This is a genomic window from Sporosarcina saromensis (assembly GCF_033253735.1).
In the GTDB taxonomy this organism is placed as follows: Bacteria; Bacillota; Bacilli; order Bacillales_A; family Planococcaceae; genus Sporosarcina; species Sporosarcina saromensis.
Genome location: NZ_JAUBDI010000010.1, coordinates 80,880 through 102,020, shown reverse-complemented (window position 1 = coordinate 102,020; position 21,141 = coordinate 80,880). Strand labels below are relative to the sequence as shown.

Annotated in this window: 17 protein-coding genes; 11 read left to right on the top strand and 6 right to left on the bottom strand. The window is 40.4% G+C overall.

The window, feature by feature from the left end; translation table 11 throughout:
• Window positions 1–62: 62 nt before the first annotated feature.
• From QT711_RS11690 to QT711_RS11680, 3 genes are all read left to right on the top strand, one after another.
• The gene (locus QT711_RS11690) at window positions 63–722 is read left to right on the top strand and encodes an amino acid ABC transporter permease (RefSeq protein WP_317944450.1); all 660 of its coding nucleotides are present in this window, start codon (window positions 63–65) and stop codon (window positions 720–722) included.
• A 26-nt stretch (window positions 723–748) separates the two neighbouring features.
• Window positions 749–1,501 (top strand): amino acid ABC transporter ATP-binding protein, encoded by a 753-nt coding sequence (locus QT711_RS11685; RefSeq protein WP_317944448.1) that lies wholly within the window; start codon window positions 749–751, stop codon window positions 1,499–1,501.
• 138 nt (window positions 1,502–1,639) lie between these two features.
• Complete coding sequence (locus tag QT711_RS11680; protein ID WP_317944447.1) at window positions 1,640–2,197, top strand: DUF420 domain-containing protein; 558 nt, start codon at window positions 1,640–1,642, stop codon at window positions 2,195–2,197.
• Window positions 2,198–2,243: 46 nt separating this feature from the next.
• Here QT711_RS11680 and QT711_RS11675 read toward each other — a convergent pair whose 3' ends face one another.
• Window positions 2,244–2,726: a general stress protein gene (locus tag QT711_RS11675; RefSeq protein WP_317944446.1), complete on the bottom strand. Its 483-nt coding sequence runs from the start codon at window positions 2,724–2,726 to the stop codon at window positions 2,244–2,246.
• Window positions 2,727–2,940: 214 nt separating this feature from the next.
• Between QT711_RS11675 and QT711_RS11670 the strand changes: the two genes are divergently transcribed.
• The 5 genes from QT711_RS11670 to QT711_RS11650 all read left to right on the top strand — a co-directional run bounded on the left by QT711_RS11670 (window position 2,941) and on the right by QT711_RS11650 (window position 8,670).
• Window positions 2,941–4,233 carry a purine/pyrimidine permease gene (locus tag QT711_RS11670; RefSeq protein ID WP_317944444.1) on the top strand — a complete coding sequence of 431 codons (1,293 nt, stop codon included), beginning with the start codon at window positions 2,941–2,943 and terminating at the stop codon, window positions 4,231–4,233.
• A 554-nt stretch (window positions 4,234–4,787) separates the two neighbouring features.
• Window positions 4,788–5,096, top strand: a complete 309-nt coding sequence (locus tag QT711_RS11665; protein ID WP_317944442.1) for a hypothetical protein — start codon at window positions 4,788–4,790, stop codon at window positions 5,094–5,096.
• A gap of 198 nt (window positions 5,097–5,294) precedes the next feature.
• Window positions 5,295–6,713, top strand: a complete 1,419-nt coding sequence (locus tag QT711_RS11660; RefSeq protein WP_317944441.1) for an NAD-dependent succinate-semialdehyde dehydrogenase — start codon at window positions 5,295–5,297, stop codon at window positions 6,711–6,713.
• Window positions 6,714–7,454: 741 nt separating this feature from the next.
• Window positions 7,455–8,195, top strand: a complete 741-nt coding sequence (locus QT711_RS11655) for a DUF6973 domain-containing protein (RefSeq protein WP_317944440.1) — start codon at window positions 7,455–7,457, stop codon at window positions 8,193–8,195.
• 61 nt (window positions 8,196–8,256) lie between these two features.
• A complete protein-coding gene (locus QT711_RS11650; protein ID WP_317944438.1) occupies window positions 8,257–8,670 on the top strand; it encodes a hypothetical protein in 414 nt (137 codons plus the stop codon).
• A gap of 255 nt (window positions 8,671–8,925) precedes the next feature.
• On the opposite strand, the gene ilvA is transcribed toward QT711_RS11650, so the two are convergent.
• Together ilvA and QT711_RS11640 are read right to left on the bottom strand one after the other, a co-directional pair.
• Window positions 8,926–10,197 (bottom strand): threonine ammonia-lyase IlvA, encoded by a 1,272-nt coding sequence (gene ilvA / locus QT711_RS11645; protein WP_317944436.1) that lies wholly within the window; start codon window positions 10,195–10,197, stop codon window positions 8,926–8,928.
• 682 nt (window positions 10,198–10,879) lie between these two features.
• On the bottom strand, window positions 10,880–11,818 hold the full coding sequence (locus QT711_RS11640; protein WP_317944435.1) for a diacylglycerol/lipid kinase family protein: 939 nt from the start codon (window positions 11,816–11,818) through the stop codon (window positions 10,880–10,882).
• A 352-nt stretch (window positions 11,819–12,170) separates the two neighbouring features.
• Here QT711_RS11640 and QT711_RS11635 point away from each other — a divergent pair, with 352 nt between their 5' ends.
• Window positions 12,171–13,625: an amidase gene (locus QT711_RS11635; RefSeq protein WP_317944433.1), complete on the top strand. Its 1,455-nt coding sequence runs from the start codon at window positions 12,171–12,173 to the stop codon at window positions 13,623–13,625.
• Window positions 13,626–13,684: 59 nt separating this feature from the next.
• Here the strand turns inward: QT711_RS11635 and QT711_RS11630 are convergent, their stop codons facing one another.
• Window positions 13,685–14,107, bottom strand: coding sequence for a MarR family winged helix-turn-helix transcriptional regulator (locus tag QT711_RS11630; protein WP_317944431.1), 423 nt, complete (start codon window positions 14,105–14,107; stop codon window positions 13,685–13,687).
• 258 nt (window positions 14,108–14,365) lie between these two features.
• On the opposite strand from QT711_RS11630, the gene QT711_RS11625 reads away from it, so the two are divergent.
• Window positions 14,366–15,334 (top strand): proline dehydrogenase family protein, encoded by a 969-nt coding sequence (locus QT711_RS11625; RefSeq protein ID WP_317944429.1) that lies wholly within the window; start codon window positions 14,366–14,368, stop codon window positions 15,332–15,334.
• Window positions 15,335–15,395: 61 nt separating this feature from the next.
• Here the strand turns inward: QT711_RS11625 and QT711_RS11620 are convergent, their stop codons facing one another.
• Complete coding sequence (locus QT711_RS11620; RefSeq protein ID WP_317944427.1) at window positions 15,396–16,412, bottom strand: DUF1646 family protein; 1,017 nt, start codon at window positions 16,410–16,412, stop codon at window positions 15,396–15,398.
• A gap of 997 nt (window positions 16,413–17,409) precedes the next feature.
• The gene (locus QT711_RS11615) at window positions 17,410–18,903 is read right to left on the bottom strand and encodes a peptide MFS transporter (protein ID WP_317944425.1); all 1,494 of its coding nucleotides are present in this window, start codon (window positions 18,901–18,903) and stop codon (window positions 17,410–17,412) included.
• Between the two features lie 336 nt (window positions 18,904–19,239).
• Between QT711_RS11615 and QT711_RS11610 the strand changes: the two genes are divergently transcribed.
• A complete protein-coding gene (locus tag QT711_RS11610) occupies window positions 19,240–21,132 on the top strand; it encodes an ABC-F family ATP-binding cassette domain-containing protein (protein WP_317944423.1) in 1,893 nt (630 codons plus the stop codon).
• The last annotated feature ends 9 nt before the right edge of the window (window positions 21,133–21,141 follow it).

Sequence of the window (21,141 nt, the reverse complement as noted above, 5' to 3'; positions counted from 1 at the left end):
TAGGGTGCTAAATGGGTTTTCCATGTGAAAACCTGTTTTGCTTTTTGAAGGAGTTTTGCCAAATGTCTATCGATTATTTAATATCCATTACAAAACCGATGTTAGAAGGGGCTCAGGCGACAGTTTTATTATTTTTAATCGCCATTATCTTATCCATTCCGCTTGGATTCCTGTTAACATTGGCTGTGCGCAGTTCCATTAAACCGCTCGCTTGGCTGGCAAATGCGTATATTTATTTAATGCGTGGTACGCCATTGCTGTTGCAATTGCTTTTCATCGTCTTTGGTTTGCCGCTCATCCCGGTCATCGGGGAATACCTCGTGTTGGATCGGTTTGTGGCCGCATCGATTGGTTTCATCTTAAACTATGCAGCGTACTTTGCGGAAATCTTCCGTGGTGGACTGTTAGCGATTGACAATGGACAATATGAAGCGTCAAAAGTGCTTGGGCTTAATCGTTGGCAGACGACGACGAGAGTGGTTTTGCCGCAAATGATTCGAATTGCATTGCCGGCAGTGGCAAACGAATCGGTTACGTTAGTAAAAGACACGGCGCTGTTATACGCAGTAGCCGTACCGGAACTGTTGCACTTTGCACAAACCGCCGTCAATCGTGACTTTACCATCGTCCCGTTTGTATTGGCAGGGATCATTTATTTACTCATTACGTTATGTTTAACGTTATTCTTTAAATGGTTAGAAAGAAGATTGCGTTTCGATTGAGGATTTTTCAGTAAGGAGTTGTAAGCATGGCGATTTTGGAAGTGACGAACTTAAAGAAATCTTTTGGGCCGCTCGAAGTCCTCAAACAGATTTCTTTTGATGTGAATAAAAATGAAGTCGTTGCGGTCATTGGACCGTCTGGATCAGGGAAAAGTACGATGCTTCGGAGTTTAGTCCATTTAGAGGAAATTGACGGCGGGAGCATTGCGGTAGATGGGCAGTTCATTGTCCAAGAAGGGGTTTATTCAAAACCGCAGCAATTAAAACAAATTACGTCGAAGATGGGGATGGTGTTCCAACATTTCAATTTGTTTCCTCATTTATCGGTGTTGGATAATTTAGTGCTTGCTCCTAAATTACTGAAAGAGGGAAGTACAGCAGACCTTCGTAAACGAGGGGTAGAGCTATTGGCCAAAGTAGGGCTCGCTGATAAGGCCGACGTCTTGCCAGCAAAGCTCTCAGGTGGGCAAAAACAACGTGTTGCGATTGCTAGGGCATTAATGAGAAACCCTGACATTTTGTTATTCGACGAACCGACATCCGCACTGGACCCGGAATTGACGGGGGAGGTGCTTCGTGTGATGAAAGATCTCGCGCAGGAGCATATGACGATGATTGTCGTGACACATGAAATGGAGTTTGCACGGGATGTAGCGGATACTGTGCTCTTTATGGATAACGGCGAAATAATCGAGTCGGGAAGTCCGGTTGATTTATTGACGAATCCGAAAAAAGAACGGACAAAAGCGTTTTTACAACGTACGATGAGAGAATCGTGAATAGAAACGGCGGTTGGAGGCATTATTCTTCAGCCGCTGTTTTTTGTTCGAATTTGACAACACTGTGAAGTTACCACTCATTTTAAAGAAATATGATACACTACAAAGTGATAGAGGACAGAAAGGGATGTACTGCTTATGAATCAAGAAATGGATAGGCTATCGGGCAAACCGTTTAAGAAACGCAATTATAAACCCGCCATCATTATTTTATCAGTCGTATTGATAGGGGTTATCGCTTTGCTATCAGGGCGCAGGGGAGTCGAAGAATTTACCGCATTTGATATTACGATTCTACCGTTATTGAACGCGATTTTTAACAGCTTTACATTTTTGTTCCTTGTAGCTGCTCTTATAGCGATTAAGAAACGATACATTAACGCACACCGGAAATTCATCTACGCTGCGTTTTTCACAACATCGTTATTCCTTGTGACGTATGTGTCTTATCATTATTTGGCACCGTCCACATCATTTGGAGGTTCGGGGATCGTAGCGGGAATTTATTATTTTGTGTTGATTACACATATCGTTTTGGCAGCAGCCATTGTGCCGCTTGCATTGACAAGTGTCGCACGTGCATGGAACAGGGAACATGAACGTCACCGTAAAATCGTTCGTTGGACGATGCCATTATGGTTGTATGTAAGTTTTACGGGTGTGCTAGTCTATATAATGATCTCGCCGTATTATTAAAATTGAAAAAGGCTGTCCGACATCGCGGACAGCCTTTATTATGCAGTTAAACAAGTGGACGATCTGGATAGTCCATACGATTATCCGGATGTAAATACTCGCCATCAACTAATACGAGAATCTTACCCTCGTCAAAATACTCGGTGTAACGGTGTGCATCTTCTTCTGGAATACCCATTCCAATTAATGCACCTGCAAGTCCACCGACACCTGCACCCGCAGCAGCACCCGTAATGCCTGCCACAATTGGGCCGGCCGCAATAATTGGTCCGATGCCCGGAATCGCGAGTGCACCAAGTCCTGCAAGTACACCACCGAGTCCGCCGAGAAGACCGCCAGTCGCCGCACCTGTTGCCGCTCCATCAGCAGCATGTGTTTCCGTTCGCGCTTCAATATTTTCTACATGTTCCTTATCCTTACTAATAATCGATATCTCACTTGAGCTGTAACCTTGGCGTTTTAACTCCTCGATTGCTTGCACCGCTTCTGCTTCTGTATTGTAATACCCAACAACATGTCTTTGTACCATAATCGAACGCCTCCTAGTCATTTTTCATAGTTTAGTAATTGCTATTCATGAAATTACCCTTCGTCATTCGTTTCAAACATGACGAATATTACAAGATGGTTACTTTAAGGGGATAAGCTAAAAATCAATCTTTTCAATAAAACAATACTTCGGTACTTGAAGTGTTATACTAAAGAACAGAAAAAAATGAATCAATCGTTATCGAGGTGTGTTTATGAAGTATGTATTAGGTGGCTTGCAATGGGCCGTTTTTTTAATTGCGTCATCGATCGCTGCACCCATTGCCATTGCAAATGTTTTTGGAATGGATCCTGCTGAAACAGCACTGTTCATCCAACGGACAATGTTTGTGCTCGGTGTCGCATGTGTCGTCCAGGCCATTTTCGGTCATCGTATGCCGATAAATGAAGGGCCAGCCGGCTTATGGTGGGGCATTTTTGTTGTTTATGCGGGCATGGTAGGTGTTTTATATCCGACGAATGAAGATGCCTTACAATCGTTACAAAGCGGGATGATTGTGAGTGGTGTGCTTTTCGTCCTCCTAGCTTTATCAGGTCTAATCGGTAAGATGAAAAAACTATTTACGCCGGCAGTGACATTTACGTATTTAATGCTGCTTATTCTTCAGTTGAGCGGAACATTTCTGCGTGGAATGGTCGGTGTAGGGGGACCGGAAGATCGTATTGACGGTCTGTTATTCATCGGCAGTTTCCTTGTTGTCATTGTTACGATGTTTACGATGAATCATAAAGTTCCATGGATATCGAGGTATTCTGTATTGCTTTCTATCGGGTTTGGTTGGATCTTATTTCTTCTTATCGGAAAAGCGGATATGGTCCGACCGAATTTAGACCAAATCCTGAAACTGCCTGATGTATTCGTATATGGTAAGCCGGTTTGGGACAGTGGTGTCGTCGTCACAGCCTCATTCATCACGCTGTTACTTATCGCCAATATGATGGCATCAATTCGCGTCATGGAGAGTTTGTTGAAACAATCCTTTGCGATCACTCCACCTGATCGGATGAAACAAGGATCGATCGCATCAGGTGTCAATCATCTCCTTGCAGGTCTATTTTCTGCAATCGGGCCAGTTCCGATTTCAGGATCAGCAGGATTTGTTGGTGCAACGCGAATGGCATCGCTAAAACCGTTTGTAATTGGAAGCATCATGCTAATCGTCATTACAATTTTTCCGGCCGTCATGTCTGTTTTTGCTTCGCTTCCAGCGGCAGTCGCCTATGCAGTGACGTTTGCAATCTTTACGAAGATGGTCGAGATGGCTTTTTACGAATTGCGCGCGGAATCGAACGAACAGCGCGCGTTTAAAGTGACAGCAATCGGGCTCATGGTAGGGGTCGGAATTATGTTCATCCCACAAGTGAGTATGTCAAATTTGCCGCACGCCCTGACGGCTGTCTTGTCCAATGGCTTGATCACTGGAACGATTCTTGCAATTATTATTGAACAATTTTTGTTGTTTAGGGAACGGAAAACGATTCGTTAGAATGAATAGAAAAAGCATGAAAGCAATTTAACGACTGCTTTCATGCCTTTTTATTTAGCGTAATAATCCCTAATTCTACTCCAGGAAATCTCTTGGTTTGCTCTCCTGTCCTTGATTGTTGATGATAGTAAAGATAGCACAAGTGATATAAAGTACAAGATTCATAGTTGGATATACAAATATAAATAACAATATTTCTAGAAAAAGAAGGGCACTATTTCCGTTTCAATTGTGAAGTTACAATAAATTTTAATACACTAAACACACAAAACACCGTTCGGAATGAAACGGTGTTTTGTTTAACTTTTTTAGAGTTTCTTTTTATCAGGCATGAAGTACTATTTTGTATTTTTCGTTTATATTACCTATATTTCCCACACACTTTGTTTTATACTCTATTATAAGGTAAATGTTTCATTAAACGAAAGGAGGATAAGGATTTTGATAGATGATCTTCATAGTGAGTTTATTGTATTTAGTGAGTTTATGGCAGATATGATATCTTTATCATATGCAATATCAGCTTTATTAGTCGTAAGGCTAATCTTAAATGGATGAATGAATTTCATAATTATAAATATATCATTATCGAGAATGATGAGTTTTTAAATGTTTCTATCGAAGAAATAGAAAATGCACTAAAAAATGATTATCGAATTTATGTTTTAAATGTCGATGATACTAAGGCAATCAGTAAGGTCTTATTCAATAGTGACAACTATGAATGGATCACTTCTTCGGAAAAAAGTATAGTCAATATTCAATACGATGAGGATGATAATTCATACTTAACAAATTTTGTGATTCCTAAAGATGAATACAATTATAAAAATATAATAGCAAGAATTATAGACAATCAATAGAGCTGTGCAAGCCCGGAAAAGACTCTTTGAACCGTCTTTCGAGTATTTCATTAATTAGTGTAGCAAGTTCTGTAGAAGGGTATATTTCTATATGTATCGTAAATTAGCAGGTTATAGAATTGAAGCTTGCGCACTGAAATGGATGAAAAAGCGTGATACATTGTGTATAGGTAGAGAGAGTACATGGGAGGTAGGAAGATGAAAGCTTATTCAATGATCATTAACGGAAAAAACGTTGGAGAAGACCTTTCCAAAATTGATGTGACCAATCCATCAACAGGAAATGTTATTGCGACAGTCCCTGACGGTGGTGCCGAGGAGGCGACGCAAGCAGTCGCCGCAGCATACACCGCTTTTGAGAAATGGTCTGACCGAACGGCTTATGAACGGAGCGCGCTTCTCGAAAAATGGTATGCGCTCATTAACGAGCATATCGATGAACTTGCGGAAACGATGACGGTAGAACAAGGCAAACCATTGCATGAAGCCCGCGGGGAAATGAATTATGCAAATGGGTTCATTTCGTGGTATGCAGAACAAGCGAAACGTATATATGGTGAAATGGTGCCTGCGAGTCATTCGAACAAACGTATTTTTGTGCATAAGCAACCAGTAGGCGTTGTTGCTGTCATTACGCCTTGGAATTTCCCGGCGGCAATGATTACTAGAAAAGTAGGGCCAGCTCTTGCTGCAGGATGTACGGTCGTCATCAAACCAGCTGAACAAACACCGATCACGGCAATAAAATTAGTGAAATTAGCACACGAAGCAGGAATTCCTGAAGGGGTCATCAACGTCGTCACAGGAGATGCGAAAGCGATTGGCGATGCATGGTTGAACGATGCGAGAGTGCGTAAACTAACTTTTACTGGCTCAACCGAAGTCGGAAAACTACTTATGCGTGGTGCTGCTGAAACGGTGAAGAAAATATCATTGGAGTTAGGTGGCCACGCACCTGCAATTGTGATGGAAGACTGTGATATCGACAAAGCTGTAGAAGGTGTCATCGCTGCAAAATACCGTAACGCAGGGCAGACATGTGTTTGTGCCAATCGTATCTATGTCCACGAATCAATCGTAGACGCGTTTTCTGTTAAATTCATAGAACGGGTCAAACAATTGCAAGTCGGTGACGGAAAACAAGAAGGTGTTCACATCGGCCCATTAATTGACGAAGCTGCAGTTAAAAAAGTCCAATCGCATGTAGACGATGCACAAGAAAAAGGTGCTAACGTAGCCGTAGGTGGAAGTCGGAAAGAAGGGCTTTTCTTTGAGCCAACTGTCTTACTTAACGTGACAGATGACATGATTTGTATGCAAGAAGAGACATTCGGTCCCGTCACACCGATAACAACTTTCGCAACTGAAGAAGAGGTATTGAAACGCGCAAATGACTCCATTTATGGACTGGCTGCCTATGTCTTCACGGAAAATCTTTCAAAAGGTATTCGGATGAGTGAAAAGCTAGAGTATGGCATCGTCGGCTTGAATGATGGCTTACCATCCACACCGCAAGCTCCATTTGGAGGGTTTAAACAAAGTGGACTGGGAAGGGAAGGCGGCCACCAAGGGATTGATGAGTATATTGAAGTGAAGTATATTTCGGTTGGTTTGTAAAGTTCGAAGACATCCATTATTTTGGGTGTCTTTTTGGTTTGGAAAATATACATTCCTTTGCCAATCCTCTATTGTTTAGTGCTTTTGACACTGTAGCTGAAACTACATAAAAATAGAATATTCTGAAACTGACAAATTTCTTTTTCACCAACAAATGCTCATATTGATTCCTTTGGATGATTAGTATCATTATTACTACTTGAAAGTTCTCGTTGTTGTACGTCTTTGATTTCTTCTTTTTCACTACCTGTCTTTATCATTTTCTTCCCCTCATTCAAACCCAATAAAATCATAGTTTTTGAATGTAACATATTGTTAAACTAACCTAACCTAACCTCACCCTTCTTCAAGTGAAAATCTCAAATAGAATCAATTAAACGAATGTAACATTTTATGTATTATGTTACATTCAGAATATCTTAAGAACTAGACATAACCGTAGATGAGTTGCAGAACCTGGACATTCTCATAGTCCAGGGAATTAAAGAGTTAGACATTTCATTACCAAACATACATTTAAATCGCGCTGATGAGTTAACTAAATTTATATTGATGTTAACTCATTTATGGTATAATATTACTCATAATACTAAATAAGGTCCTTTGATAAATATAAGGATTACTTAAAAAAGGAGAGGAATAAATGAAAAACAAACTTTTTTCAACCGGTTTAGCTGTAGCTGTCATTACATTAATGTCTACTAATGTGAATGCTTTGCACTTGAATCAACGTCTAACAATTTGAATAACGACTTCAATTATATTGAAGTATCAAAGCAAGATATTGACTATGCTTCAATAGTTGAAAAACTAGATATTAATAGTTTGGAGAGGTATTCTCGGGAAAAGCAAAATGAAAACCCTGACTTTTCAGAAGATGAATTAAATAATTTGTTAAAGGCAGAAGTAATAATACGAGGGATTGAATTAAATATTATCAACGCAGATGGAGAATTAATAAATGCAAGTCCAGATATTTCACCATTCTCTTATGGTGACTTGACAATAATAAAAGACAAATTAGGTCCTAATGAAAAGAAAGTGTTTAACGAGAGTTTAGTGAAAGGTATAGCTGTTTTATCTGCAGCTAAATTCGCTATGAATCATTATCAAAAGTATTATTCAGGTGGAGAAGATGATAATGCAGATGCATTTAGACATTCTTTGTGGATGGCTGTTTCTTCAGCTGGGGTTGCAGGTTCTGATTTTTCGAGGAGATTTGGAATAGCCCATGAAAATGACTTTCCAAGTCCTAATTATACTGCATTAGCAAGAAGTATGGACTTGAATAATAACGATGTTGGAATCAGCTATGGTCCTAAACTCGCACAATTTGCAGGTAATGCTGATTTGTTCGATAGAATGGCACTTCAGATGATAAATGAAGCTGTAAAAAAAGGTGAAATGAAAAGATTCCGTGGAACTGACATTGGTGTGAAAACATCTTTAGTAAATACAAATAGTACAGGAGCTAATAAATGAGATTAAAATCCCAAAAACTTTTTAAGTGTTTGTTTTTTTTTCTTTAACTATAACAATAGCAGTGGTAGCGTATAATATTTATAAAATAAATGAAAACGATATGATTCGCTCAAATATTGAAAAAGAAGTTCAACAGGATGAATATGTTGATTTTGGTAAAGCAGTAAATGGTGATTGGGATAATATAATCTTAGTCACTCCATATACGGAAAAAACGAGGATAAAGAATAATTATGGCATTTCCGTGAATCGAATTAGTGATTTTTCTATAGCATATCGAGATGATCGTGTACTTATTCTATTTTGTAAAGGAGAAAGCATTCAAAACTATGTATATTGGTTTGGTAGTGTTTCACTAAGTGAAACTGAAAAAATGTATGGTCCTTTACAGATTAAAAGAGAGGATTCCAAATTTAAAATAGACAAATCATCCAGCAATACTGGGCCTATCAATTTAATTATTGTAAAAGAATAGTGTGTGGTAAAAATCAGAAGGGCGGCATGTGCTGCTCTTTTTTACTTTCCCCAAAATAAATCAGTTTCGCTGGGAGTGGTGCGTTATATTAAACAATGTAACAACTTTGTAAGTTATAACGGGCACACATGAGATATGACGTAATTTAGTGAACAATATTATGATTTTCCAAGTAGAAATAAGAAACTCTCGATTTTTAATAAATAAATAAACTTGCAAACAACTAGAGAAACGTTGTTTGCAGGTTTATTTTAGTCAAATCAACAACTCAAACAACGTACTATCTTTGTTCACTTCCGTAAAAGGGAAGCCGTTTTGTCGCATACGTTCCAACAAGCCGTCATAATCTTCTTTTCGCTTCACTTCAATACCGACGAGTCCTGGCCCGTTTTCCTTATTATGCTTCTTTGTATATTCAAATGTTGTGATGTCATCATCCGGACCTAAAACGGAATCCAAGAATTGCCGAAGGGCACCAGCACGTTGTGGGAAATTGATGATGAAATAATAAAGGAGCCCTTCGTGCAATAACGACTTCTCTTTAATTTCCTGCATTCTGCCGATGTCGTTATTCCCACCGCTAATGACACATACAACGGCTTTTCCTTTGATTTGCTCTTTATAATAATCAAGTGCTGCGATAGGTAGCGCGCCTGCAGGTTCAGCAATGATTGCATGCTCATTATACAATTCCAAAATGGAAGTACACACTTTTCCTTCAGGGACACTGACGATTGCATCGACATATTGTCGACAAATATCATACGTTTTTTGGCCAACACATTTCACAGCAGCTCCGTCAATGAATTTATCAATTGTTTCCAGCGAAGTGACTTCTCCATTTTTAAATGAAGCGAGCATACTTTGAGCGCCGTCGGGTTCAACACCAATCATCTTCGTTGTAGGAGATAGGTTCTTAATATACGTACTCACCCCGGACATCAATCCGCCACCGCCGATACTGCCAAATACAAAGTCGATCGGCTCTTCGACATCATTCATAATTTCAACAGCGACCGTCCCTTGACCTGCAATGATGTCTACATCGTCAAAAGGATGGATGAAAATTCGATTCTCACTCGTTGCACAATCCATGGCATGCGCAAAAGAATCATCGAATGTATCGCCGACTAAGATGATTTCGACATAATTCCTACCAAACATTCGTACTTGGTTGACTTTCTGTTTCGGTGTCGTTTGGGGCATGAAGATCTTGCCGCTAATCTCTAAGTGGGCACAGGCGTATGCGACACCCTGCGCATGGTTACCTGCACTAGCACAAACTACGCCATTCTCTCTCGCTTCGTGCTCCACTCGCTTCATTTTGTAGTAAGCTCCTCGTAGTTTGAACGAGCGCACATGTTGCAGATCTTCGCGTTTAATATAGACGTGGCAATCATATTTTTCAGAGAGTCGTTCATTTTTTTGCAGCGGTGTGTGGGACACAACATCTTTTAGCAATTGATTGGCAATCAAGATATCTTCCACATGTACCGTTTTAGGTTTACTATTCGCTAATTTCGTCATACGCTCATTCCTTCCGTTACTTCATAAAGATGTCAGGTCTGTTGATTAACAACTTATTTATATAGACTTCTTCGAACCCGTTGGCTTGCGTTCCGGCGCACGCTTTCCGCGGGGCACGGGTGAGCCTCCTCGTCCGCTTTGCTCCCTGCGGGGTCTCACCATTCATGCTACCCCCCGCAGGAGTCGGCACCTGCACTCCAGCCAACTAGTTTGTGACGACCACTTATTTGCCTCTCGCTTTATAAAAAGCTCATTAGGATTGGAGCGGAAGGCGGCGAAATGCAAAGATGTGCTCTCAACGCTTCGCTTTTGTTCGCAAAAGTCGTTCTTCGGTACGACTTTTCCTGCGGGAACAGCGCGAGCTGAAGACCCTGGACTGAGCGAAGCGAGGGAATAAGTTGCTGCCTTAATTTCTGTAAAAAACACAGAAATACGGCAAAGCTCACCCTTCGCAGTTCGCTTGGCTGAAGCCGTGCCCGCGGAACGCGTCCGCCTGGAGCGGATATCCGGTGTTTATCAGAATCATAAGGATTATTGTTTAGTCTAAAATGCTATAAATTGGTTAATCAACACGCCTGTAAAGATTTAATTATAATAACATGAAAGTGGAGGAATTAACATAAGATTGTTCTAAATTGACTATGAATTTTAATGAATTGTTCAATACTGGAAATTCAATTAATTATGTAAGCGTTTTCTTTATGAAAAGATTATCCTTCTGATTGCCAGTAAGAAGTACTTGCAATGCTCCTTGTGCAATTGAGATCGCATATCGATCAGAATAATGAACTTCACCGTCGATGACAATCGGGACAATTCGATTTGCGTTAATCGAAATCTGTCTGGCAGATTGATAAGACACTTCTTCTTGCACAATTTTCTTTCCTCGTAACAGGGCAGGGAAGAGAGAGGTGATGATTTTTTGTCGTGTTGCTGAATGTAACATCGTCAATTGGAGAAAACCATCTGTAGGATCGGCATCCGGGCAAATGACCATACCCCCGCCATATGTGCTGCAGTTACCTACAGCAAGCAGCCATAGTTTGGAAATAGTACGTTCTACGCCGTCGATTTTCATCGTTGCTGTAAATGGTTTATACAGAAAAAATTCAATGCATGCAGCCACTGTATACGCAAAAGCACCTTTATTCATATGGTTCAGCCACTTTTTATAGGTAGATGTTTCGGCACGGGCACCAATTTTCGCGTCTAAACCAATTCCGGCGACCGTGACGCCATATCGATCATTTACTCGTAGCAAATCAATCGAAACAATCGAGTGTTCAAGTAACTTTTCAACGAAAGCATTCGGCTCGTTGGATAAAGCAAAATTACGGCAAATGTCATTACCGGATCCGCTCGGAAAGACGGCAAGCGGAATATCTAAGTATGCCAATACTTGTACGACACCGTTGATGGTTCCGTCGCCTCCAATAACGACGACTGCATCGATAGGGAGCGTGTGTATGCGCTCTTCAATGGTGCGCTGTGTTGTTGCGATGTCTGTGCAAAGAATCATTTGGTAGTCAACGGTTTTCTGATCCAAAATGAGTTGGAGTTGTTTCCAGTGATTCAACGCACGACCGTTTCCAGAAGCAGGGTTCACGATAAATAATTTCATAGAATGGCCTCCGTTCTACCAATCAGTTTACCATAAGCTACCGATTGGTTAGCGGTATTGTTTAATCAAAAAGTTTGTCGGCAATAGTTTTACTAGCAGGTAATCAGAAAGGAGATGAAGCGTATGCAGAAATGGGATAGTCGGCCAGAAAATCCTGATGGTGGTCAATGGGCTGCATTAGGAGGTTCTTTCCTGCTTATTCTTATCGTCATCTTTCTGAATCTGTAAAAGGATCTCTAGGAGTGAAGTGGACTGTCGAAAGATGTGTCCATTTCATTTCCTCCAATCCTGCAATTGTCTCTTGTTCTAACTTTCATTATAATGAATAAAATGGAACAATTTAAAGAGGGGGATGAGACAAGTGGGGGATGTGTTGATAAAAGATAAAACTGTTAACGTTTTGGACGCAGATGCTGTCAGTATTAAACAGTTAATCGAACAAAAACAGATGACAGTTACCGAGATTACAGAAACATACATACAACGGATTAAAGATACAAATCCGGCTGTTAACTTCCTGACTGAGGATCGTTTTTCAGTAGCACTTCAAGAAGCGGAAGAGGCAGACCGTTTGCTTGCAACAGGAGAAGCGAAAGGGGCATTATTTGGCGTACCGATTAGTATGAAGGAATCTTTCGATGTAATGGGCATGCAAACAACGGGTGGATTACAACGGTTAAAGGGTTTCGTACCTGATGAAGATGCAGAAGTCGTGGATCGTTTGAAAGCGGAAGGGGCCATTATTTTAGGCAAAACGAATACACCCGAATTATGCTTTTGCCAAGAGACAGACAATAAATTATACGGTCGGACGAATAATCCTTGGAACCTCGATCGCACGGCAGGAGGTTCGAGTGGTGGTGAAGGGGCTGCAATTGCGTTAGGATGTGCTGCCGTAGGACTCGGTTCGGACATCGGGGGCTCGATTCGATTTCCTAGTCATTTTAATGGCGTGATTGGCTTTAAATCTGGGAATGGAAGTGTATCACAAGACGGGAGCTTTCCTTATGTCGACAATGACTTACAACAACGCATGCTTGGAATTGGGCCAATCGCAAAGTCGGTTAGAGATGCGAAACTGCTCTATTCCATAATTAGTGATAAAAGCATCGTAGAACAATCTTTAGATTCATTCACACTTAATGTATTCCGTACAACAAATTATCCGCTTTCTGCTCGAACGAGTAAGCTGTTGAACGATGTGTATGTATTTTTAGAGGATAAATTTTCTACGGAGAGGGAACCGGTTCCTTTGCTAGATCAGTCAGCACTGCTCTGGCAGGAAATTATGTCGATTGATGGAGGGAAGGCTACGTCAAGTCATGCGTTCGGTTCTCGTTCACGCAGTCCGCATATTGCGTTTGTGAAAGAGCTGTGGAAAGGAAATGCCGACATTCATCGCTACTTATCTTGGGCACTCATTGGAGCTGCTCTATTTAAACCTTCTCATCGAAGAATGAGTGAAATGAGAAATGAGTTAGCAGAAGGAGATAAGCTGTTAGAAGCGTACTTGGAACACCGACTGCTGATCATGCCGGTTTATCATACAGCGGCGCCTCGGCATAATGTCGTATACAAAGAGATTTTTTCGATTCAAAAAACATTTTTGCAATACATGCCTTTTACAGCGTATGCCAACACATGGGGTTTGCCGGCATTGACGATACCAATTGGAACAGACGAAGACGGCATGCCAATCGGGCTACAAATCATCGGGAAGAACGGGAATGAAGACGCGATCTTTTCGTTAGGTGCGTTGTTGGAGAAACAATTCCTGGGGTATAAAAGAGCAGAATTGACATCATAAATGAACCTGCAGAAACGAGGTCTTTCCGCTCTCGTTTCTGCCGGTTTTATTGTTGTAGTTTAGTTTAACGCGTCATCTAGTTTTTTATAAATGGTTAACATTGCAAGTCGTTCTTCTTCAGATAAATGGGAAAACAAGTCCTTCCGCACATTTTGTCCATTTTCATGTGCTTCATTTAAGATTTCTTTGCCCTTATCAGTAATCGCCCAGTAAGTCGTTCGGCGATCTGACTCATCTTGTCGTCTTGAAATCAGCTTTTGATTTGTCAGTTTTGTTGATAAATGCGTCAAGGAAGCAGGTGTGAAATTCAAATTTTTCGCTAAATCAGATGGTCTGCATTCACCGTGTGTTTTCAATTCATGAAGGACAAGGATGTGTGAAATCCCTAGGTCGATATTTGATGCTTGGCGCCAGCGTACTAGCATTTTATGTGTTACTTGTTCAATCGTATGTAATAACTCAAAAATTGTTTTCTCTGTCACAAAAAGCCCCCCTAAATTCAAACATCTGTTTTCCTCTCTCATTAATTTAACCATAAAGTTTCATGAAAAACAAAGATTTTTGAAATACTGAAAATAGAAGTTCTCTCAATTTCAATGGATACTGAGAATAATTGGTTGTTTACTATGTGGGTGGTAAATTATTCAATATTCTTTTTCTGGCTTAATACGGTGTCGATTAGCGAATGCTGTGATATAATGCAGGAGGAAAAATAATATTTATGTCGAGGAGTAATGGAAATGTTAAAAGATTTCTTTATCGGCCTATCTCAAAATCAATTTTTGAATAGCGCAGCGAAAAAATATGGTTTGAAAATGGGCGCACAACATGTTGTTGCTGGCACAAACATTGCAGAAACAATCGAGAGCATTAAAGAATTGAACAGACATGGCATTTCTTGTACTGTCGATAATTTAGGCGAGTTTGTTTTCGAAAAAGAAGAAGCGCTTGCTGCGAAAGAACAAATTCTTGCAGTAGTTGAAGCGATCCATGAAAACGAAGTAGATGCACATATTTCGTTGAAGCCTTCCCAATTAGGCTTAGATATCGATTATGATTTCTGTAAATCCAATATCCAAGAAATTGTCGCAGCTGCGCACAAGTATGGTATTTTTGTAAATTTCGATATGGAAGACTATGGACGTTTACAACCATCTTTTGATTTGTTGGATGAACTTTCGGTGGATTATGATAACATTGGTACCGTTATTCAAGCATACTTTTTCCGTGCGGAAGAAGATTTGCATAAACATAAAAATTACCGTCTTCGCATTGTTAAAGGTGCATACAAAGAGCCTGCAGAATATGCGTATCAAGACAAGGCAACAATTGATGAGAACTACATTAAGTTGATTGAATGGCATTTATTGAACGGTAAATTCACGTCCATCGCTACGCATGACCATAATGTTATTAATCATGTGAAACGTTTTGTGAAAGAGCATAACATTTCAAATGACAAGTTTGAATTCCAAATGTTATATGGCTTCAGAAAAGATATGCAACTCGAATTAGCGAAAGAAGGCTACAATTTCTGTACGTACGTTCCTTTTGGACAAGATTGGTACGGCTACTTCATGCGTAGGCTAGCTGAGCGTCCACAAAATATGAATTTGATTGTCAAACAAGTATTTAACAAAAAGACAAACACGATGATCGGCTTAGCGGCAGGCGCGTTTGCACTTGGACGTTTGACGAAAAAGAAATAACAGCATTTAGAAAACCTGGTCCTTATTCAAAGGGCCAGGTTTTTTTACGATAGTAGCTAGGTTAAACGAATAGAATGATTCCGATAAAATACAAAATCATCGTCACAAGTCCAACTGGAATCCCAAACTTTGCCCACTCGCCACTTGTAATTTGTAGTTTATTCGCTGCGATGATGTTGGGGATATTTCCGGGGATCAACATTCCGCCGCTAATTAACAGCCCTAACAAAATGGATTGAATCGTTGCTTCTTCCATTTCAGGACTAATTTCTGCAGCGGCCAGTGTTGCATTGTCTAAAACAGCTGAAATCATATTGAGCCAGTACAGTGTTGTAGGGGGAATGTCGAGTAACAAGGTACGGATGAAAGGTTCAAATCCAGCCCCAAGAAAAGTCAACGCCATAACAAATACATATACTTTAACGCCTCGAGTGAAAATGTCCAAAGGTTTGTCGTGCTTTGGCTTCTCTTTTATGTGCATTGGACGTTCGGGAGGGCGGACGATACAAGCTGCTAATAGACCGAACGCGAGCACGCCGGGTATGACGGCAGGGCCAATCAACCGAAACAAATAAAAGAAGTCAGCGTCCAATTTACTTGTTGCAATTGTTGACAACGGTTCGCCGATTGGTGTCAACACTGCGCCTAATCCAATTGAATAGCAGGCAAGTATGACAAAACGGATAGCATCTTTGCGTGGTAATCCAAGAACGGTTACGATTGCTACTAAAACAAGCGCTGCAATAATTGCTGTGATCACGCTTGAAAGCAAACCAAGTATGATGATAATCAATGCAACGAACAAACGAAACGGAATAATCGTCCCTAACTTTCTAACAGATTTACTAAATGGACGATGAAGAAGTCTGAATAAGATGCCTGCGACAATGACTGCGAGTGAAATGTGGAGCGGTTCGGCAAGTGCTTTACGAAGCAACTCACCCGTTAGCACGTCTGCAACAATTACCGCTATGACACCCATTACTAATAGAAATAACTCCAAGTTATGTTCAATCGAACGGCTTATAAACGGCAAAAATAGCACCATCAGTAGAATAATCGTTAAGCCAATAATCAATACAGAACCTCTTTTCAGATGAAATGAATACCGATGCTACTCTAATGTATTGACGGCTACGACGAAATAGAAGGGACGCTGTATTGTCTGTGTTAAATGGCGGTTATGTCATATTCATTGATGTAAGGGAGGAGGAACCGTGTTGTAAGCTGTATGGATTTTCTTGGCTAATTGCCCGTTGGATCCGTACTTCAGTGTTCGCGGTCCAATAGAGCACATCTAAATTACCGTTAGCTGCATTTTCTAGAGCTCGCGAGTAAATAGAACACTTCTAAGTGACCGTTAGCTCCATATTTCAGTACTCACGGTCAAATAAAGCACATCTAAATGACCGTTAGCTCCATATTCCAGTGGTCGTGGTCAAATAGAACACTTCTAAGTGACCGTTACCTTCATTTTCCGGTGGTCGCGGTCAAATAGAACACTTCTAAGTGACCGTTACCTTCATTTTTCGATGCTCACGGTCAAATAGAATACTTCTAAGTGACCGTTAGCTCCATATTTCAGTGCTCGCGGGTAAATAGAATACTTCTAAGTGACCGTTACCTTCATTTTCCGGTGCTAACGGTCAAATAGAACACTTCTAAATGCCTGGCATCTCCATATTGCAGTGCTCGCGGGTAAATAGAATACTTCTAAGTGACCATTAGCTCCATATTCCAGCGCTCGCGGGTAAATAGAATACTTCTAAGTGACCGTTAGCTCCATATTCCAGCGCTCGCGGGTAAATAGAATACTTCTAAGTGACCGTTAGCTCCAAATTTCAGTGCTCGCGGGTAAATAGATTACTTCTAAGTGACCGTTACCTTCATTTTCCGGTGGTCGCGGTCAAATAGAACACGTCTAAATGCCCGTTACCTCCACATTCAAGTGCTCACGGTCAAATAAAACATTCAAAATGCCGGTCAGCTCTATCATAACTCGACTCTTTTAAACCAAAAAAAATTGCATGAAGGGCAAATTGTCCTTCATGCAATCTTAATCAAAACAAGCTTATTTATTTAATACCTTTCATGTATTTAAGAATAATAGGGGAGATGGCGAATAAAAGAATACTTAAACCGATCGCAATTCCGCCGATTACACCAAAATACATCATTTCATTTTTGGGTGAGTAAAACTGTACAATTTGAGCATTCAATGCTTGAGCTGCAGCATTTGATAGGAACCATAAACTCATCGTTTGTGCAGAGAACGCTACAGGCGCTAATTTTGTTGTAGCAGAAAGTCCTACTGGTGATAAACAGAGTTCACCTAACACAGCGATGAAGATACTAAGTACGAGCCAAATTGGATTGACAAGTGTGTCGGATCCGCCTAAAAATGCTGGTACTAATATGACGATGAATGAAAGACCTGCAAACAAGATTCCGAATGCGAATTTTTGTGGGATTGTCGGTTGACGTTTGCCCATTTTAATCCATAGCCATGCAAAAACAGGTGCGAGCGTGAAGATGAACAATGGATTCAATGATTGGAACCAAGCAGGTTCAATATGGAATCCTAGCGCATCCAAGTTTGTTCGCTTGTCCGCATAAAGTGCAAGAATCGTAGAACCTTGTTCAGCGATCGCCCAAAACATAACGGATGCAAGGAACAGTGGGATATAAGCAAGAATTCTGGATTTTTCATCCGCAGTCGTCTTCTTACTCCGGTACATGACAAAGAAGTACGTGAATGGAATTAAGAAACCTAATACACCGACGAGTGCAATGAATGACGTAAATGTTAGCCAACCTTGTTGTGCGGATACAAAAATGAGGATGCCGAGCACAACAATAGCACTTAGGAAAATCTTTAAATATTTACTTCGTTCTACCGGCGATAAAGGATTGGCAATTTGCGTGCCGGCTAAACCTAAATTTTTCTTCTTCGTTAAGACAAAAAGTACGAGACCTGCGAACATCCCTACTGCCGCAAGACCGAATCCGAGATGGAAGTTGTACTTTAAGCCGAGTGTACCAACTGTTAACGGTGCGATGAAGCTCCCCATGTTGATACCCATATAAAATATACTGAAACCGGAGTCAATCCGTACATCGTCTTCGCTATAAATATCTCCGACAATCGTTGACACGTTTGGTTTGAGAAGACCTGTCCCTAGAACAATTAACCCCATGGAAATAAAGAACAGTGTCAAACTACCAGGTAACGCAAGGACGATATGCCCAAGCATGATTAAAATTCCGCCATAAAAAACAGCTCTTGACGTTCCGAAAACCCGGTCAGCGAGCCAGCCACCAATAATCCCGGACATATACACTAATGAGCCGTAAATCGAAACAATCGCTAAAGCTGTCGACTCACTTAATCCTAACCCGCCTTTTGAAACTTCGTAATACATATAAAAAACGAGGATAGCTCTCATTCCATAATATGAAAAACGTTCCCAAAATTCTGTGAAAAACAACGTAAACAATCCTTTTGGTTGCCCAAAGAAACCAGATTGCGGAACGCTTTCTACGATCTCTTTTTTTGTAAATTGCGACATTGAGAATTTGCCTCCTTTTCGTATTGCATTATTATATAAATAATGATTTTGTAATGTCAAAATAAATATTTCCAAATTTAAATTTCATTTAATGCTGAAATTAATGCCTTTTTAGTCATTTGATTTATTTTAAAAATAAGATTTGTAAATATTTTCATTTCTCGTTGTATGTATGAAAAATAATCGGCTGACAGAAGTATCTTCCCCGAGAAAAACCACTTCATGCACATGAATAATGGGGAACTGATATTTCAAAGTACCAAGCACTATACATTCAAAAAATTGTAGAGATACGTTATGATGAAGAGAGTTGTTAGTAGAAATGGATGTGTTCACATGAGTCAATTGATTATTGAAGGTTTAACGAAAACTGTTGGAGAAAAAACATTATTTAAAAACATCGAATTCACCATTGGTAAAGGGGAAAAAGTAGGACTAATTGGAGTGAATGGAACAGGGAAGTCAACTCTACTCTCAATCATAGCCGGTGTCGAAGAAGCTGATACGATAACGAAAGAACATCCGAATAAATATACAATCACTTATTTAGCGCAAGACCCAGAAGTCGATGCAGAGAAAACGGTGATGGAAACCGTTTTTACTTCTGATGCGCCGATTCTTCAATTAAATTTAGAATACGAACATGCATTAACGGAATTGACGAACAATCCTGCTTCGATCGCATTCCAAGAGAATTTTTCGCGTTTGCAAAATGAAATGGATGCGAAGTCTGCTTGGGATGTCAATACAAAAGCGAGGATGATTTTGACGAAACTTGGTATTGACACCTTTGACAAAAAGATGGGTGAGTTATCGGGTGGACAGCAAAAGCGTGTTTTATTAGCAAAAGTACTCATTGAGCCTTCTGACCTGTTGTTATTGGATGAACCGACGAACCATCTTGACGTGCAATCCATTAAATGGCTGCAGGAATACATGAAAAACGAAAAAAGTGCAGTTATTTTCATCACACATGATCGGTACTTCTTGGACGCTGTTTCGACACACATATACGAATTGGCTGATCGTACACTCTATGCGCATACAGGAAATTTCGGAGATTATTTGGAAGCAAAAGCAATACGAGAAGAGATGAAACAAGCGACGGATGCAAAATTGCGTAACCGTTACCGTTCCGAATTAAAATGGATACGAAGAGGGGCGAAAGCGAGGTCGACGAAACAGAAAGCGCGGATTGATCGATTTACGGATTTAGAAGAAGCGGTGAAAAAAGGTGACGCTTCTTTAGAAATGGATGTTTCCTTACAAACCTCTAGACTCGGTAAAAAAGTCATTGAAGGAACTGCTATTTCAAAATCCTATGACGATCGGACTGTTATCAAGTCTTTTAGCTTTTTATTGCAATCTGGAGAGCGTATCGCGATTGTCGGTCCGAATGGAGCAGGAAAGTCCACGCTATTGAAAATGATTGCAGGTGAACTGCTGCCAGATAGTGGAACGATTGAAAAAGGTTCTACGGTTAAAATCGCCCATTTCCATCAACAAGTACCTGCAATGGAACCAGACAAAAGAATCATTGAGTATATTCGTGAAGTATCCAATGATATTGAGGACAGTAGTGGGAATCGGATTTCTGCTACGCAAATGCTTGAGAGGTTTTTATTCCCGACATCGTCACACGGCACGCCGATTGGAAAACTTTCAGGTGGCGAGCGAAAAAGATTGTATTTGTTGAAATTATTAATGGAACAACCTAATGTCCTTCTACTCGACGAGCCGACGAATGATTTAGATATTGAAACGCTATCTGTGCTTGAAGGGTTCATTGAATCGTTTCCTGGCGTTGTACTAACCATTTCGCATGATCGATTCTTTTTGGATCGCACGTCTACAAAATTGTGGGTACTAGATGGAGCAGGAGAAGTGGAAACGGTTTTTGATGTCTATTCAGATTACATCGATCGACAAAGCGATGTAAAAGTGCAACCGGCTAGTCAAGCTGCTGATCGTGTCAATCATACACCAGCACCGCAAAAACCGGTTAAAAAGCGGATGACGTACTCGGAAAAGCGTGAATGGGAAACAATCGATGCTTCCATTGCACAACTTGAAGCAACGATTGAAACAACGGAAGCTGAGATGCTTCAAGCGGGTTCAGATTATGACAAGATCAGAGAATTGAATGAAAAGTTAACAACTTTGAACGAAGAGTATGAACAGTTAATTGAACGTTGGTCTTATTTACAGGAACTAGCAGAAACAGATTAAAAGGAGTGA